The sequence below is a fragment of the Bradyrhizobium sp. BR 1433 genome (assembly GCF_051547665.1).
GTDB lineage: Bacteria > Pseudomonadota > Alphaproteobacteria > Rhizobiales > Xanthobacteraceae > Bradyrhizobium > Bradyrhizobium australafricanum.
The window spans coordinates 4808314-4823765 of sequence record NZ_JBPUGG010000001.1 but is presented as its reverse complement, the minus strand read 5'-3'; the positions used below and the strand labels follow the sequence as shown (position 1 = coordinate 4823765).

Annotated in this window: 12 protein-coding genes; 9 read left to right on the top strand and 3 right to left on the bottom strand. The window is 64.6% G+C overall.

Translation table 11 applies throughout. The features are described 5' to 3' along the window. The first annotated feature begins 440 nt into the window (after positions 1 to 440). Positions 441 to 812, top strand: coding sequence for a DUF2794 domain-containing protein (locus tag ACSKB9_RS23255; RefSeq protein ID WP_438076025.1), 372 nt, complete (start codon positions 441 to 443; stop codon positions 810 to 812). Between the two features lie 221 nt (positions 813 to 1033). Here the strand turns inward: ACSKB9_RS23255 and ACSKB9_RS23250 are convergent, their stop codons facing one another. The 3 genes from ACSKB9_RS23250 to ACSKB9_RS23240 form a co-directional block, all read right to left on the bottom strand. Next, on the bottom strand, positions 1034 to 1825 hold the full coding sequence (locus ACSKB9_RS23250; protein ID WP_021078796.1) for a Bax inhibitor-1/YccA family protein: 792 nt from the start codon (positions 1823 to 1825) through the stop codon (positions 1034 to 1036). Positions 1826 to 2059: 234 nt separating this feature from the next. Continuing rightward, positions 2060 to 4630, bottom strand: coding sequence for an ABC transporter permease (locus tag ACSKB9_RS23245; protein ID WP_438076022.1), 2571 nt, complete (start codon positions 4628 to 4630; stop codon positions 2060 to 2062). After that, complete coding sequence (locus tag ACSKB9_RS23240; protein WP_438076019.1) at positions 4627 to 5346, bottom strand: ABC transporter ATP-binding protein; 720 nt, start codon at positions 5344 to 5346, stop codon at positions 4627 to 4629. Before ACSKB9_RS23240 ends, ACSKB9_RS23245 begins: the two co-directional genes overlap by 4 nt. Positions 5347 to 5401: 55 nt before the next feature. On the opposite strand from ACSKB9_RS23240, the gene ACSKB9_RS23235 reads away from it, so the two are divergent. The 8 genes from ACSKB9_RS23235 (at position 5402) to ACSKB9_RS23200 (ending at position 15311) form a co-directional block, all read left to right on the top strand. Beyond that, positions 5402 to 6049 carry an arylesterase gene (locus ACSKB9_RS23235; protein WP_438080359.1) on the top strand — a complete coding sequence of 216 codons (648 nt, stop codon included), beginning with the start codon at positions 5402 to 5404 and terminating at the stop codon, positions 6047 to 6049. A 166-nt stretch (positions 6050 to 6215) separates the two neighbouring features. After that, positions 6216 to 6752, top strand: a complete 537-nt coding sequence (gene thpR, locus ACSKB9_RS23230; protein WP_057020928.1) for an RNA 2',3'-cyclic phosphodiesterase — start codon at positions 6216 to 6218, stop codon at positions 6750 to 6752. A gap of 151 nt (positions 6753 to 6903) precedes the next feature. Next, a complete protein-coding gene (zapE, locus tag ACSKB9_RS23225) occupies positions 6904 to 8091 on the top strand; it encodes a cell division protein ZapE (RefSeq protein ID WP_438076017.1) in 1188 nt (395 codons plus the stop codon). A gap of 222 nt (positions 8092 to 8313) precedes the next feature. Further along, complete coding sequence (mdh, locus tag ACSKB9_RS23220) at positions 8314 to 9282, top strand: malate dehydrogenase (RefSeq protein ID WP_028336306.1); 969 nt, start codon at positions 8314 to 8316, stop codon at positions 9280 to 9282. A 161-nt stretch (positions 9283 to 9443) separates the two neighbouring features. Continuing rightward, on the top strand, positions 9444 to 10640 hold the full coding sequence (gene sucC, locus ACSKB9_RS23215; RefSeq protein WP_438076014.1) for an ADP-forming succinate--CoA ligase subunit beta: 1197 nt from the start codon (positions 9444 to 9446) through the stop codon (positions 10638 to 10640). Positions 10641 to 10642: 2 nt separating this feature from the next. Continuing rightward, the gene (locus ACSKB9_RS23210) at positions 10643 to 11119 is read left to right on the top strand and encodes a DUF1579 family protein (RefSeq protein WP_438076012.1); all 477 of its coding nucleotides are present in this window, start codon (positions 10643 to 10645) and stop codon (positions 11117 to 11119) included. Between the two features lie 95 nt (positions 11120 to 11214). Next, the gene (gene sucD, locus ACSKB9_RS23205) at positions 11215 to 12096 is read left to right on the top strand and encodes a succinate--CoA ligase subunit alpha (RefSeq protein ID WP_028340814.1); all 882 of its coding nucleotides are present in this window, start codon (positions 11215 to 11217) and stop codon (positions 12094 to 12096) included. 254 nt (positions 12097 to 12350) lie between these two features. Continuing rightward, positions 12351 to 15311 carry a 2-oxoglutarate dehydrogenase E1 component gene (locus ACSKB9_RS23200; RefSeq protein ID WP_438076010.1) on the top strand — a complete coding sequence of 987 codons (2961 nt, stop codon included), beginning with the start codon at positions 12351 to 12353 and terminating at the stop codon, positions 15309 to 15311. Positions 15312 to 15452 lie beyond the last annotated feature (141 nt).

Below are 15452 nucleotides of genomic sequence, written 5' to 3'. Positions count from 1 at the left end.
AGTGATCTGCCGAAAGGAAGGCGCCGGTGCTTGGCGCGCGCGTCTTGCTTGCGCAGGTCCCAAAACAAAAAGGACCAACTTTCGTTGGCCCAGTGTTGGGATTTGACTCCCCTGCGAACAGGCCCGATCCCGACGGCCCCGGGGGGCTGGGGGCTGAGGAATCCGGAACCGAAAGGACCGGGCCAACGCAGGATTTCCTTTTCGCAGGGCAGCGGGGCGGGCGATGGGCGGAAGTGGGGCAGCAATATGATTCCGCTAACGTTCCCGTGACTCTGCGGTTTTTCGGACAATCCGCCGCGCGCGGCGGTGGTTAAGGCCCGGTTGCATTGCGATTGGCCCCTTGCGGGCCCGCGCGCTTAGCGCGATCATGTCACTCTCGTGACGATCCCGAAGAGGGGCCTTCGGAACCCGATCGCCACCGAGGTGACAGGAGGCGCTCGATGAGTTTGATCTCGGAGGACACTGATCCGAGCGGGAGTCGTGCCGCGGCGCGCACCGCCGCCGCGACCCCTCAGCCCAATCGCGTGACTTTCAATCGACTTGAACTCAACCGCATTCTCAATCTCTACGGCCGCATGGTCGCCGACGGCGAGTGGCGCGATTATGCGATCGACTTCCTGAAGGACCGTGCCGTGTTCTCGGTGTTCCGGCGCGCGTCGGAAGTGCCGATCTACCGGATCGAGAAGGACCCCCGGCTTGCGCGCAAGCAGGGCATGTACAGCGTGATTTCCGCGACCGGCCTGATCCTGCGCCGCGGCCACGAACTCGAACGCGTGCTGCTCGTCATCGACCGCAAGCTGTCGCTGGTCTAAGCGCGCCAGGTCAGTCTGCTTGTAGCCCGGATGGAGCCAACGGGGCGCGCGAACGCGCTCGATGGCAGGCTCCGCTCAATCCGGGGCCGTTGAGGCCGCGGATCAGCCTGTCCCGGATTTCGCTTGCGCTTCATCCGGGCTACATCACATCTCGCCTCGCCCAAAAGAAAAGCCCCGGCGGAATGGCCGGGGCTTGGATTTGATCGGCTCGCTCGAGGCGCTTAGTCGCGCTGGCCGAGCAGCTGCAGGAGCAGCGTGAACAGGTTGATGAAGTTCAGGTAGAGCGACAGCGCACCAGTGATTGCCGCACGCTCTGCCATCACGCCACCCTGCGAGGCGTAGCCGTAGATGTAGTCGTTCTTCAGCCGCTGGGTGTCCCAGGCGGTGAGGCCCGCGAACACCAGCACGCCGACCACCGACACGATGAACTGCAGCGCCGAGCTCGCCAGGAACAGGTTGACCAGGCTCGCGATGATGATGCCGATCAGACCCATGAACAGGAACGAGCCCATGCCGCTCATGTCACGCTTGGTGGTGTAGCCGTAGAGGCTCAGCGCACCGAACGTTGCCGCGGTGATGAAGAACACGCGCACGATCGAGGTGTGCGTGTACACCAGGAAGATCGACGACAGCGACAGACCCATCAGCGCCGAGAACACCCAGAACAGGAGTTGGGCGGTCGCGGGCTGCAGGCGGTTGATGCCGGCCGAGATGACGAACACCATCGCCAGAGGGGCGAGGATGAACAGCCACTTCAGCGGGCTCACGAACATCGCGTAGCCGAACTGCGTCAGATAGGCGTTGCCGAACTTGGCGACGGCGGCCGACTGGTCGGTCGTCACCGCACCCATGTAGACGCCGAGCGCGGCGAGGCCGGTGATGGCCAGGCCGATGCTCATGTAGTTGTAGATGCGCAGCATGTAGGCGCGCAGACCGGCGTCGACGGCCGCAGCGTCAATGCGCCCGGCGGCCCGGCCGAAAGGAGAAGCGTAGTTGCGGTCTAGGTCCGACATGGTCGAATTCCCGTGGTTGGTCCCGGTGGAGCGCAAGGGATTTGCGGCGCCGGTCGTAAATCTATCTCAGATGGCTCGGTTTGCGGAACATTAATTCCGTGTCATTCAAACCGACTATCCGACCCGATTGGTATGTGGGAAATTAACACATCCGACGCAAGCTTCCACGCGCGGCCGAATGTCGCTCTGCCCTAGCATCATAGGCAAAAACGGCGCTCGCGCCGCTACATTTTGTCACAAATTCCGCAACACTGAGGCCGGCTTCTGGTTTAGCGCGAGCAGCGTCCCGGCGAGCCCCAGTCCGACCGTGACGACCAGCGCGGCGACCACGACCAGCGCGGCGCTGCCGGCCTGCCAGATAAAACTCAGCGTCATCAGCCTAGTCACGATCAGCCAGGCCGCGATCGAGCCGGCGATCACCCCGAACACCGCGGTTGCAAAACCGATCATCAGATACTCCAGCGCGTAGGCGCCGAGCAGTCGCACCCGCGTGGCGCCGAGCGTCTTGAGAATCACGGCGTCATAGACGCGGTGGCGGTGTCCGGCGGCGAGCGCGCCGCCGAGCACCAGGATCGCGGAGATCAGCGTCACGGCGCTGGCGCCGCGGATCGCCAGCACCAGATTGCTGACCACGCTGCCGACCGTCTCCAGCGCCTCGCGGACCCGCACGCTGGTCACCATCGGGAACGCGTCGGCGACCTGCTTGATGATGCGCGCGTCGTCGGCGGAATCGGCGTGTGGTTCCGTCAGGGTCGCGACATGGCTGTGCGGCGCACCCCTGAAGGCATTCGGCGAGAACACCAGCACGAAATTGATGCCGAGGCCCTGCCAGTCGATGTTGCGCAGGTTGGCGATTTTCGCCGGCACGTCGCGTCCGAGCACGTTGACGACGATCTCGTCGCCGATCTTCAACGACAGGCCGTCGGCGATCTTCTTCTCCATCGAGACCAGCGGTGGCCCGCTGTAGTCCGGCCCCCACCATTCGCCCTCGACGATCTTCGAGCCCTTGGGAATTTCGCCGGTGTAGGTCAGGCCCCGGTCGCTCTGCAGCACCCACTCCGAATCGACCGATGGCTTGAGCTGGTCGGCCTTGACGCCGCGCGCGGCCACGATCCGTCCGCGCAGCATCGGTACATCCTCGACGGTCGAGCCGGCGGCGACCTTCGCCAGGAAGGCATTGAAGCGGTCGGCCTCGGTGGAGGGGATGTCGATGAAGAAGAACGACGGCGCCCGCTCCGGCAGGGCGGCCAGGAATTGCCGGCGCAGATTGCCGTCGATCTGGGTGATGGTGACGAGCACCGCCAGCCCGAGCCCCAGCGACAGCACCACCGACGGCGTCAGCGCACCCGGCCGGTGGATGTTGGCGATCGCCAGCCGCAGCATGGTCATGCGGCTGCGCGGCAGCCGCCGCGCCACCGCCATCAGGAGCTCGGCGATTCCGCGCAGCAGCAGGAACACCGCGATGGACGAGGCGACGAACACGGCGGCGACTCGCTTGTCATAGGCAAGCCCGATCGCGACGCCGATCAGGAGCGCGATCACCACGGCCATCAGCGCCAGATAGCTCCAGCGCGGGCGATGCCACTCGCTGGCGACGGTCTCGCGGAACAGCGCCGCGACCGGCACGTCATGGACGCGGCCGAGTGGCCACAGCCCGAAAGCCAGCGCGGTGAGCTGGCCGTAGAGGAAGGACAGCGCCAGCTCGTCGGGATGCAGCGCGGGCACCACCGGCAGCGGCAGCAGCTTGCCGAACAGGCCGACGATGACGAAGGGCAGCGCGGCGCCGAGCACGAGCCCGATCACCGAGCCGATCCCGGCCAGCACCACCACCTGCGTGCAGTAGATCGTGAAGACGTCGCGGCCGGTGGCGCCGAGCGCCTTGAACGAGGCGATGACGTCGCGGCGCCGGTCGATATGGCTCTTCACCGCGTTGGCGACGCCGACACCGCCGACCAAGAGCGCCGCGAGGCCGACCAGGGTCAGGAACTGGGTGAAGCGGTTGATGGTGCGCTCGAGCTGCGGCGAGGCATTGCTGCGGCTGCGGACCTCCCAGCCGGCCTCCGGCGCGGCGGCCCGCGCGCCGTCGATCAGCGCGGTGGTGGCGCGATCATCGTTGGCGCCGTCAGGCAGCTTCACGCGGTAGATCCAGCGCACCAGGCTGCCCGGTTGCAGCAGGTCGGTGGCGTGCAGGCTGGCTTCGCTGACCAGGAAGCGCGGCCCGAGGCCGACGCCGCCGGCGAGCTTGTCGGGCTCGGCCACCACCACGCTGCGGATCTGGTAAGTCGCACTGCCGATGGTGACGCGGTCGCCGAGCTTCAGGTCGAGCCGCGCCAGCAACGTCGAATCGGCGGCCGCGCCGTAGACGCCGTCGCGTTCGGCCAGCAGATCGGCGACCGGCATGTTGGGCTCGAGCGTCAGCTCGCCGAGCATCGGATATTTGCCGTCGACGGCCTTGAGCTCGACCAGCGCCAGCTTGCCGTCATTGCTGCGGGCCATCGCGCGCAGCGTGGCCGCGATCGAAACCTCGCCGCGCGTGCGCAGATAGGCGACCTCGTTGGGTTTGGCCTCGCGCGAGATCAGCGAGAATGCGACGTCGCCGCCGAGCAGCGTACGTCCCTCGCGGGACAGGCCGTCGCCAAGGCTCGCGGCGACCGAGCCGACGCCGGCAATCGCCATCACGCCGAGCGCGATGCAGGCGATGAACACGTAGAAGCCGCGCAGGCCGCCGCGCAATTCGCGCAGCGCATAACGGAAGGCAAGCGACGACGCGCGGCCCTGCACCGCGACTTCGGACGCGATGCTCATGTCGTGGATTGTCCGTCGATGCGGCCGGAGCGCAGCCGCACGACGCGGTCGCAGCGCTGCGCGAGCGCGAGATCGTGCGTCACCAGCACCAGCGTCATGCCGCGCTCGGCGTGCTTGGTGAACAGCAGGTCGACGATCTGCTTGCCTGTCGTCTCGTCGAGATTCCCGGTCGGCTCGTCGGCAACGAGGATCGCGGGATCGGGCGCGAGCGCGCGCGCGATCGCGACGCGCTGCTGCTCGCCGCCGGAGAGTTGCGTCGGATAATGATGCAGCCGCTCGCCGAGCCCGACCGATTGCAGCTCCTGCGCGGCGCGCGCAGCGGCATCGGGATTGCTGGCGAGCTCGAGCGGCACCGCCACGTTCTCCAGCGCCGTCATGGTCGGGATCAGATGGAATGACTGGAAGACGATGCCGACCTGGCGGCCGCGGAAGCGCGCCAGCGCATCTTCGTCGAGGGCATTGAACGAGGTGCCGTTGACGACCACTTCTCCACTGTCAGGACGTTCGAGCCCCGCCATTACCATCAGCAAGGTCGACTTGCCCGAGCCCGACGGGCCGATCAGGCCGATGGCCTCACCCGCTGCCACACGAAGGCTGATATCTTTGAGGATATGGACCCGTGCCGCGCCGGTGCCGAGCGAGAGATTGACGTTCCTGACGGCAATGGTGTCCGGCTCGACGTCGGTCAGTGAAGAGGATTCGATGAGACTGTCCATGGTTCGGTCATATGGCACTTCCGCGTCTGCGGTCGAGGGCCGGTTGAGAATCTTCGTGCACATACTCGTGTTGCTTATGGGCTTGATGACGGCGGCCAGCGCGCAGACGCCAAGGCTGGAGAATGGCCCGGCGAAGCAGATCAAGATGGTGGTTCTGGGCGATTCCCTGAGCGCCGGGTACGGCCTCCCGGGCCCGGCGGCATTCCCGATCCGGCTGCAAAAGGCGTTGGAAGCCAAGGGGATAAAGGTCGAGATGAGCAATGCCGGGGTGTCCGGCGACACCGCCTCGGGCGGCCGCGAGCGGCTCGACTGGTCGGTGCCTGATGGAACCGATGCCGTGATTGTCGAGCTTGGCGCCAACGATGCCTTGCGCGGCATCGATCCCGCCGTCACGCGTGCCGCGCTCTCCGACATCATCACAAAGTTGCAGGCGCGCAAGATCGCCGTGCTCTTGTGCGGCATGCTCGCGCCACCGAACTATGGCAGTGAGTATGCAGCGAAGTTCAACGCGATCTATCCGGATCTCTCGAAGACCCTTGGCGTGCCGCTCTATCCGTTCTTCCTCGATGGGGTTGCCGCCGACGCGAAGCTCAACCAGGCCGACGGCATGCATCCGACGGCAGCAGGTGTGGACATCGTTGTGAAAAATATCCTGCCCACAGTGGAGGCATTTCTCGGCGCAATATCAGGGCAACGCAGTTGAAGCGCAGGCAGTGAGCCGTGCCGTGTCCGTAGGTTTACGAGCTGTTAACGGGTCATGCTTCGCAGAGTCACATATCTCGGGTACAAATAGGCATCGGTGATTCGTCGCCGGGCCGTTACAGGGTGCGGGCTCCCAAAACCCGCGCCAAGCATCGAGGATTATTGCGATGCCGCGTCTGTTCACTGGACTGGAAATTCCGGCCGATATCGGCCAAACCCTCTCCAGCTTGCGTGGCGGCCTTCCCGGCGCACGCTGGATCGATCCCGAAAATTATCACGTCACTCTGCGCTTCATCGGCGATATCGATGGCATGTGGGCCAACGAGATCGCGACGATGTTGTTTCGGGTAAACCGCAAGCCGTTCGAGGTCAAATTGCAAGGCCTGTCGAGCTTCGGCGGACGCAAGCCGCGCGCGGTGGTTGCCGCCGTCGAGCCGAGCCGGCCGCTGATCGAACTGCAGGCCGAGCTCGAGCGGATGATGCAGCGGATGGGGCTCGATCCCGAGGGCAGGAAATTCACGCCACATGTCACGCTCGCTCGTCTGCATGACGCTTCGAGCCAGGACGTCGCGGATTATCTGTCCGTGCGCGGCTACTTCCCGAGCCGCAGCTTCCTGGCGGACCGCTTCGTGCTGTTCTCGTCGCGCGCGTCGACAGGCGGCGGCCCCTATGTGGTCGAGGATTCCTACGCGCTCTGCGCGTGAGGTGCCCTAAGATCGCGGCTTGAGGCACCCGACGCGGCTCATGCGGCCGGCTGTGGTATGCAAGGGCTCGTGCTTGCATACCTGCCTGCATAGCCACTGGCACAATTCACGGCTTGCAATTTGCCGCACACTAGGGCCGTAAGGTGGGCTCATGCTGTCCACCTCGCCCAGTTCCTTTCTCGAGCTCTACAAATCCCTGGTCGCCTCCGGCGCGATCGAGGCCGATCCCGCCCAGGCCCGCGCCGCCGAGGCATTCGGCGCGCTGGATGAGCGGCTCGCGAGCTACAAGCCGCAGCGCAAGCAAGGCCTGTTCGGGCGGCTGTTCGGCGGCGACAAGGACGACAAGCCGCCGCGCGGGCTCTACGTCCACGGCGAGGTCGGCCGCGGCAAGACCATGCTGATGGATCTGTTCTTCCAGCAGAGCCCGGTCGAGCACAAGCGCCGCGCGCACTTCCACGAATTCATGGCCGAGGCGCATGAGCGCATCTACGGCTACCGTCAGCAGATCGCGCGCGGCGAGATCGCGGACGGTGACGTGATCGCGCTCACCGCGCAGGCGATCTTCGACGAAGCCTGGCTGCTCTGCTTCGACGAATTTCACGTCACCGACATCGCCGATGCGATGATCCTCGGCCGGCTGTTCGCCAAGCTGTTCGAGCTCGGCACCGTCGTGGTCGCGACCTCGAACGTTGCGCCTGACGATCTCTACAAGGGCGGGCTCAATCGCGCGCTGTTCCTGCCGTTCATTGCGCAGATCTCCGACCACATGGACGTGCTGCGGCTCGATGCGCGCACCGACTTCCGGCTGGAGAAACTCGTCGGCGTCAAGATGTGGCTGGTGCCCGCGGATGACGCGGCCGATGCCGCGCTCAACGCGGCCTGGCGCAAGATGACCGGCAATGCGCCGTGCAAGGCGCGCCTCATTCCGATCAAGGGTCGCATCCTGAACGTGCCCTGCTCGGCGCACGGCGTCGCGCGCTTCAGCTTCATGGACATCTGCGAGAAGCCGCTGGCCGCGTCCGACTATCTCAGGCTCGCGCATGACTACCACACGATCCTGATCGACCACATTCCGGTGATGGACTACGCCGAGCGCAATGCCGCCAAGCGCTTCATCTCGCTGATCGACACGCTCTATGACAATGCCGTGAAGCTGATGGCCTCGGCCGAGGCCGATCCGGTGTCGCTGTACCTCGCGACCGACGGTGTCGAGGCGATGGAGTTCAAGCGCACATCCTCGCGCCTGATCGAAATGAGCTCGGAATCCTACCTGGCGCTGCCGCACGGCCGGAAGGACTCCTCCGCGAGCGGCGCGTCGACCGGCCTGGTCGAGACCTGAAATTCAGCCTCGAAATTCCGTCTCGAAATTCCGTCTTGCGCGCGGTCCGGTTCGGAGCAACTTTTCGTGTCTCCGCGGCGGATGTTGCTGGCATGCCTGATCGAATTCCAGGCAGGGCCCGCAATCGGGCAGGCCGCGACTTGAATGGATCATTCGAAAGGGATAACCACCCTTGCAACCGACTTCCCTCCCTCCGTACACAGTTCAAAGGACTGATTTCCCATGGCACGCGACAAGATTGCTCTGATTGGCTCCGGACAGATCGGCGGAACGCTGGCGCACCTCGTCGGCCTCAAGGAACTCGGAGACGTCGTGCTGTTCGATATTGCAGAGGGCGTGCCGCAGGGCAAAGCGCTCGACATCGCGCAGTCGTCGCCGGTCGACGGTTTCGATTCCAATCTGGTCGGCGCCAATTCCTATGAAGCGCTCGACGGCGCCAAGGTCTGCATCGTCACCGCCGGCGTGCCGCGCAAGCCCGGGATGAGCCGCGACGATCTCCTCTCCATCAACCTCAAGGTCATGGAGCAGGTCGGCGCCGGCATCAAGAAGTACGCGCCCGACGCCTTCGTCATCTGCATCACCAACCCGCTCGACGCCATGGTGTGGGCGCTGCAGAAGGCCTCGGGCCTGCCGCACAAGAAGGTGGTCGGCATGGCCGGCGTGCTCGACTCCGCGCGTTTCCGCTATTTCCTGGCCGACGAATTCCACGTCTCGGTCGAGGACGTCACCGCCTTCGTGCTCGGCGGCCACGGCGACACCATGGTGCCGCTGACCCGCTACTCGACTGTCGCCGGCATTCCGCTGCCCGACCTCGTCAAGATGGGCTGGACCTCGCAGGCGCGCATCGATGAGATCGTCGATCGCACCCGCAACGGCGGCGCCGAGATCGTCAACCTGCTCAAGACTGGCTCCGCCTTCTACGCGCCGGCTGCATCCGCGATCGCGATGGCCGAGAGCTACCTGAAGGACAAGAAGCGCGTGCTGCCCTGCGCCGCCTATCTCAACGGCGAGTACGGCGTGAAGGACATGTATGTCGGCGTGCCGGTCGTGGTCGGTGCCAAGGGTGTCGAGCGCATCGTCGAGATCGAGCTGGCGGGCAAGGACCGCGAGGCTTTCGACAAGTCGGTCGGTGCGGTGCAGGGCCTGGTCGACGCCTGCAAGAAGATCGCGCCCGATCTGCTCGGCAAGTAATCTCGATTGGCAATGACCCGATAGGCGGTTTCAATCGCCTGTCGGGTGCAAGGCGATGAAATTTCGGCGGATTTTTTAGTTGCGCGAGCTTTGGTATATGGTATGCCAGTCTCAAGGCTGACTTAAAAGGTCGCCGCACGAGGGTTTGGGAGCGTCTTTCCATGAATATCCATGAATACCAGGCCAAGGCTTTGCTGCATGAATTCGGCGTGCCGATCTCGCGCGGCGTGCCGGTGCTGAAGCCGGAAGAGGCCGACGCGGCGGCCAAGCAGCTGCCCGGCCCGATCTGGGTGGTGAAGAGCCAGATCCATGCCGGCGGCCGCGGCAAGGGCAAGTTCAAGGAAGCATCGGCCGGCGAGAAGGGCGGCGTCCGCATCGCCAAGTCGGCCGCCGAGGTCAGCGAATTCGCCAAGCAGATGCTCGGCGCGACGCTGGTCACGGTGCAGACCGGTCCGCACGGCAAGCAGGTCAATCGCCTCTACATCGAGGAAGGCTCCGACATCGACAAGGAGTTCTACCTCTCGATCCTGGTCAATCGCGAGACCTCCGAAATTTCCTTCGTGGTGTCGACCGAAGGCGGCGTGAATATCGAAGAGGTCGCGCATTCGACCCCGGAAAAGATCGTCTCGTTCTCGGTCGATCCCGCGACCGGCATCATGCCGCATCACGGCCGCACGGTTGCCAAGGCGCTGAAGCTGACCGGCGATCTCGCCAAGCAGGCCGAGAAGCTGACCGGCCAGCTCTATGCCGCCTTCGCCGCCAAGGACATGGCGATGCTCGAGATCAATCCGCTCGTCGTCACCAAGCAGGGCCAGCTGCGCGTGCTGGACGCCAAGGTATCGTTCGACAGCAACGCACTCTATCGTCATCCGGACGTGGTCGCGCTGCGCGACGAGACCGAGGAAGACGCCAAGGAGATCGAGGCGTCGAAATACGATCTCAACTACGTCGCGCTCGACGGCACCATCGGCTGCATGGTCAACGGCGCCGGGCTCGCCATGGCGACCATGGACATCATCAAGCTGTACGGCATGGAGCCGGCGAACTTCCTCGACGTCGGCGGCGGCGCCAGCGTGGAGAAGGTCGCGGCCGCGTTCAAGATCATCACTGCCGATCCGAACGTGAAGGGCATTCTGGTCAACATCTTCGGCGGCATCATGAAGTGCGACGTGATTGCCGAGGGCGTGGTCGCCGCGGTGAAGCAGGTCGGCCTCAAGGTGCCGCTGGTGGTGCGCCTCGAAGGCACCAATGTCGAGCAGGGCAAGAAGATCATCCGCGAGAGCGGCCTCAACGTCCTGCCCGCCGACAACCTCGATGACGCTGCACAGAAGATCGTGAAAGCCGTCAAGGGAGGCTAACGATGGCCGATCATCTCGACGCTCCGACACCGCTGGACGAACACCGCAAGCTCGCGGCGTTTGCGGGCGAGTGGAGCGGCGAAGAGATGGTCTATCCGTCGCGCTGGGCCGCGGGCGGTCCGGCCACCTCGCATGTCGTTGCGCGCATCGCGCTCAACGGCTTCTACCTGATCCAGGACAGCGTGCAGACCCGCGACGGCAAGGAGAGCTTCGCCACCCACGGCGTGTTCACCTACGACCGCGACGATCGGGCCTACAAATTGTTCTGGCACGACTCGCTCGGCTACTACCCGCCGTCACCGGCGTCCGGTGGCTGGGCGGGCAAGTCGCTGATCCTGGTGCGCGGCTCGCTGCGCGGCAATGCCCGTCACGTCTACGAGGTCGTCGACGACAACACCTACAACATGAAAATCCAGTTCTCGCCTGACGCGGAAGGGTGGGCCGACGTGCTCACCGGCGTGTACCGGCGTATTCACTGAGCATGATCCGGAAAAGTGGTCTCCGGTTTTCCGACAAGATCATGCTCAAACCATAGAGTCCCATCACCGATCGTCTCGCGAAAGCATCTCGAACCATGTCCATTCTGATCGACAAGAACACCAAGGTCATCTGCCAGGGCTTCACCGGCAAGAACGGCACGTTCCATTCGGAAGCGGCGATCGCTTACGGCACCAAGATGGTCGGCGGCGTGGCGCCGGGCAAAGGCGGCTCGACCCATCTCAACCTGCCGGTGTTCGACACCGTCGCCGAAGCGCGCGAGAAGACCGGCGCCGACGCCAGCGTGGTCTATGTCCCGCCGCCGGGCGCAGCCGACGCGATCTGCGAGGCGATCGATGCGGAAATCCCGCTGATCGTCTGCATCACCGAGGGCATCCCGGTGCTCGACATGGTGCGCGTGAAGCGCTCGCTGTCGGGCTCGAAGTCGCGGCTGATCGGGCCGAACTGCCCCGGCGTGATGACCGCCGGCGAATGCAAGATCGGCATCATGCCGGCCAACATCTTCAAGCCCGGCTCGGTCGGCATCGTCTCCCGCTCCGGCACCCTGACCTATGAGGCGGTGTTCCAGACCACCCAGGAGGGGCTCGGCCAGACCACCGCGGTCGGCATCGGCGGCGACCCGGTCAAGGGCACCGAGTTCATCGACATGCTGGAGATGTTCCTGGCCGACGAGAAGACCAAGTCGATCGTGATGATCGGCGAAATCGGCGGCTCCGCCGAGGAGGACGCCGCCCAGTTCCTCAAGGACGAGGCCAAGCGTGGCCGCAAGAAGCCGATGGTCGGCTTCATTGCCGGTGTCACCGCACCTCCCGGCCGCCGCATGGGCCATGCCGGCGCGATCATCTCGGGCGGCAAGGGCGACGCCGGTTCCAAGACCGCGGCGATGGAAGCCGCCGGCATCAGGGTGTCGCCGTCGCCGGCGCGCCTCGGGCACACGCTCGCGGAAATGCTGAAGTAACCGCCGTCCGGCGAGTTCCCTTCGAGGTTTGGCGTGATTTGGGGCGGGTTCTCCTTGGGGAACCCGCTCTTTTATTGCGTTTTGGTGCCGGAATGCCGATCAATAAAAAATGAAAATAAATTCATTTCTTAGTTCTTTTAGGCAGGAATATCTGTCCTAGATAGGGTAAAGGGTATCAATCCAGCCGGCGCACTTCCAGACCGGCATCAGCGCCGTCTCCTACGCGCGAACCGAAAAAATCACCAGGACTGCCCATGTCTCGCCAAGACGCGAACGCCGCTTTTGCACTCTCATCATTCCTGCAGGGCACCAACGCCGCCTACATCGACGACCTCTACGCCCGCTACGAGCAGGACCCGTCGTCGGTCGACGCCGAATGGCAGGATTTCTTCAAAAGCCTGAAGGACGCCCCGGCCGACGTCCAGAAGAACGCCGAGGGCGCCTCGTGGGGCCGCGACAACTGGCCGGTGACGCCGCGCGACGAGCTGACATCGGCGCTCGACGGCAACTGGGCCCAGGTCGAGAAGGCGGTCAGCACCAAGCTCGCGGCCAAGGCGCAGGCCAAGGGCGCCGAGCTGTCCGATGCCGACGTCCATCAGGCCACCCGCGATTCGGTTCGCGCGTTGATGCTGATCCGCGCCTACCGCATGCGCGGCCATTTCCACGCCAAGCTCGATCCGCTCGGCATCGAGGCGCCGCGCGACCGCGAGGAGCTCGATCCGCGCTCCTATGGCTTCACCGAGGCGGACTTCGACCGCAAGATCTTCCTCGACCACGTGCTCGGCCTCGAATACGGCACGCTGCGCGAGATCGTGCAGATCTGCGAACGCACCTACTGCCAGACGCTCGGCGTCGAATTCATGCACATCTCGAACGCCGCGCAGAAGGCGTGGATCCAGGAGCGCATCGAGGGGCCGGACAAGGAGATCTCGTTCACGCCCGAGGGGCGCCGCGCGATCCTCAACAAGCTGATCGAGGCGGACGGCTTCGAGAAGTTCTGCGACACCAAGTTCACCGGCACCAAGCGCTTCGGCCTCGACGGCGGTGAATCGCTGATCCCGGCGCTCGAGCAGATCATCAAGCGCGGCGGCAATCTCGGCGTGAAGGAGATCGTGGTCGGCATGCCGCATCGCGGCCGCCTCAACGTGCTGACCCAGGTGATGGGCAAGCCGCACCGCGCGCTGTTCCATGAGTTCAAGGGTGGTTCGGCCAACCCCGACTCGGTCGAAGGCTCGGGCGACGTCAAGTATCACCTCGGCGCCTCCTCGGACCGCGAGTTCGACGGCAACAACATCCATCTGTCGCTGACCGCAAACCCGTCGCATCTCGAGATCGTCGATCCGGTCGTGATGGGCAAGGTGCGCGCCAAGCAGGACCAGCACGGCGATCCGCCGGATATGCGTATCTCCGTGCTGCCGCTGCTGATGCACGGCGACGCGGCATTCGCGGGCCAGGGCGTGGTGGCTGAATGCTTCAGCCTGTCAGATCTGAAGGGCTACCGCACCGGCGGCTCGCTGCATTTCATCGTCAACAACCAGATCGGCTTCACCACCTATCCGCGCTACTCGCGCTCGTCGCCCTATCCGTCCGACGTGGCGAAGATGATCGATGCGCCGATCTTCCACGTGAATGGCGACGATCCGGAGGCCGTGGTGTTCGCGGCCAAGGTCGCGATCGAGTTCCGGCAGAAATTCCACAAGCCGGTCGTCATCGACATGTTCTGCTACCGGCGCCACGGCCACAACGAGGGCGACGAGCCGGCGTTCACCCAGCCGGTGATGTACAAGAAGATCGCTTCTCACCCCTCAACGCTCGAGATTTACGCCAAGCGGCTGGTCGCTGACGGCGTGTTGACCGAGGGCGAGGTCGAGAAGGCCAAGGCCGACTGGCGCGCGCGGCTCGACGCCGAGCTTGAAGCCGGTGCCGGCTACAAGCCGAACAAGGCCGACTGGCTCGACGGCAAGTGGGCAGGCTTCAAGATCGCCGACCAGGAAGAGGACGCCCGGCGCGGCGTCACCGGCGTCGATGTCGCCGTTCTCAAGGATATCGGCCGCAAGATCACCAAGGTGCCGGACGGCTTCCGCGTCCACCGCACCATCCAGCGTTTCCTCGACAATCGCGCCAAGGCGATCGACAGCGGTGTCGGGATCGACTGGGCCACCGGCGAGGCCCTGGCATTCTGCACGCTGCTGCAGGAAGGTCATCATGTGCGGCTGTCCGGCCAGGATTCCGAGCGCGGGACCTTCTCGCAGCGCCATTCAGTGCTGATCGACCAGGAGGACGAGAGCCGCTACACGCCGTTCAACCATCTCGGCGGCGAAGACACCGGCCACTACGAGGTCATCAACTCGCTGCTGTCGGAAGAGGCGGTGCTCGGCTTCGAATACGGCTACTCGCTGGCCGAGCCGAATGCGCTGGCGCTCTGGGAAGCGCAGTTCGGCGACTTCGCCAACGGCGCGCAGGTGGTGTTCGACCAGTTCATCTCGTCGGGCGAACGCAAGTGGCTGCGCATGTCGGGCCTCGTCTGCCTGCTGCCGCACGGCTACGAAGGGCAGGGACCGGAGCATTCCTCCGCGCGCCTCGAGCGTTACCTGCAGATGTGCGCCGAAGACAACATGCAGGTGGTCAATCCGACCACGCCGGCGAACTACTTCCACGTGCTGCGGCGCCAGCTGCATCGCGAGATCCGCAAGCCGCTGATCCTGATGACGCCGAAGTCGCTGCTGCGCCACAAGCGCGCCGTGTCGCAGCTCGAGGAGCTCGGCAAGAACGCCACGTTCCATCGCATTCTGTACGATGACGCGCAGATGCTGCCGGACGAGAAGATCAAGCTGGTGCCGGACGACAAGATTCGCCGCGTCGTGCTGTGCTCCGGCAAGGTCTACTACGATCTCTATGAGGAGCGTGAGAAGCGCGACATCGACGACATCTATCTGATGCGCGTCGAGCAGCTCTATCCGGTGCCGCTGAAGGCGCTGGTGCAGGAGCTCGGCCGCTTCAAGAACGCCGAGGTGGTCTGGTGCCAGGAAGAGCCGCGCAACATGGGCTCCTGGCACTTCATCGAGCCCTATCTGGAATGGGTGCTCAACCAGATCCACGCACCCAACAGGCGTCCGCGCTATGCGGGCCGTCCGGCATCGGCGGCAACCGCGACCGGCTTGATGTCGAAACATCTGGCGCAGCTCAAGGCGCTGCTCGACGACGCACTGAACTAACGACTTTCATTGAAGCCATGCCCCGCGAATGCGGGGCATCCGGTATCCCGCGTCATCCAGCAGAAGTGCTGTCGTCACGGAGTACCGGATCGCTCGCTTTGCGGGCGGTGGCGGACAAGTTTCACGACCGCAAATTTTGCG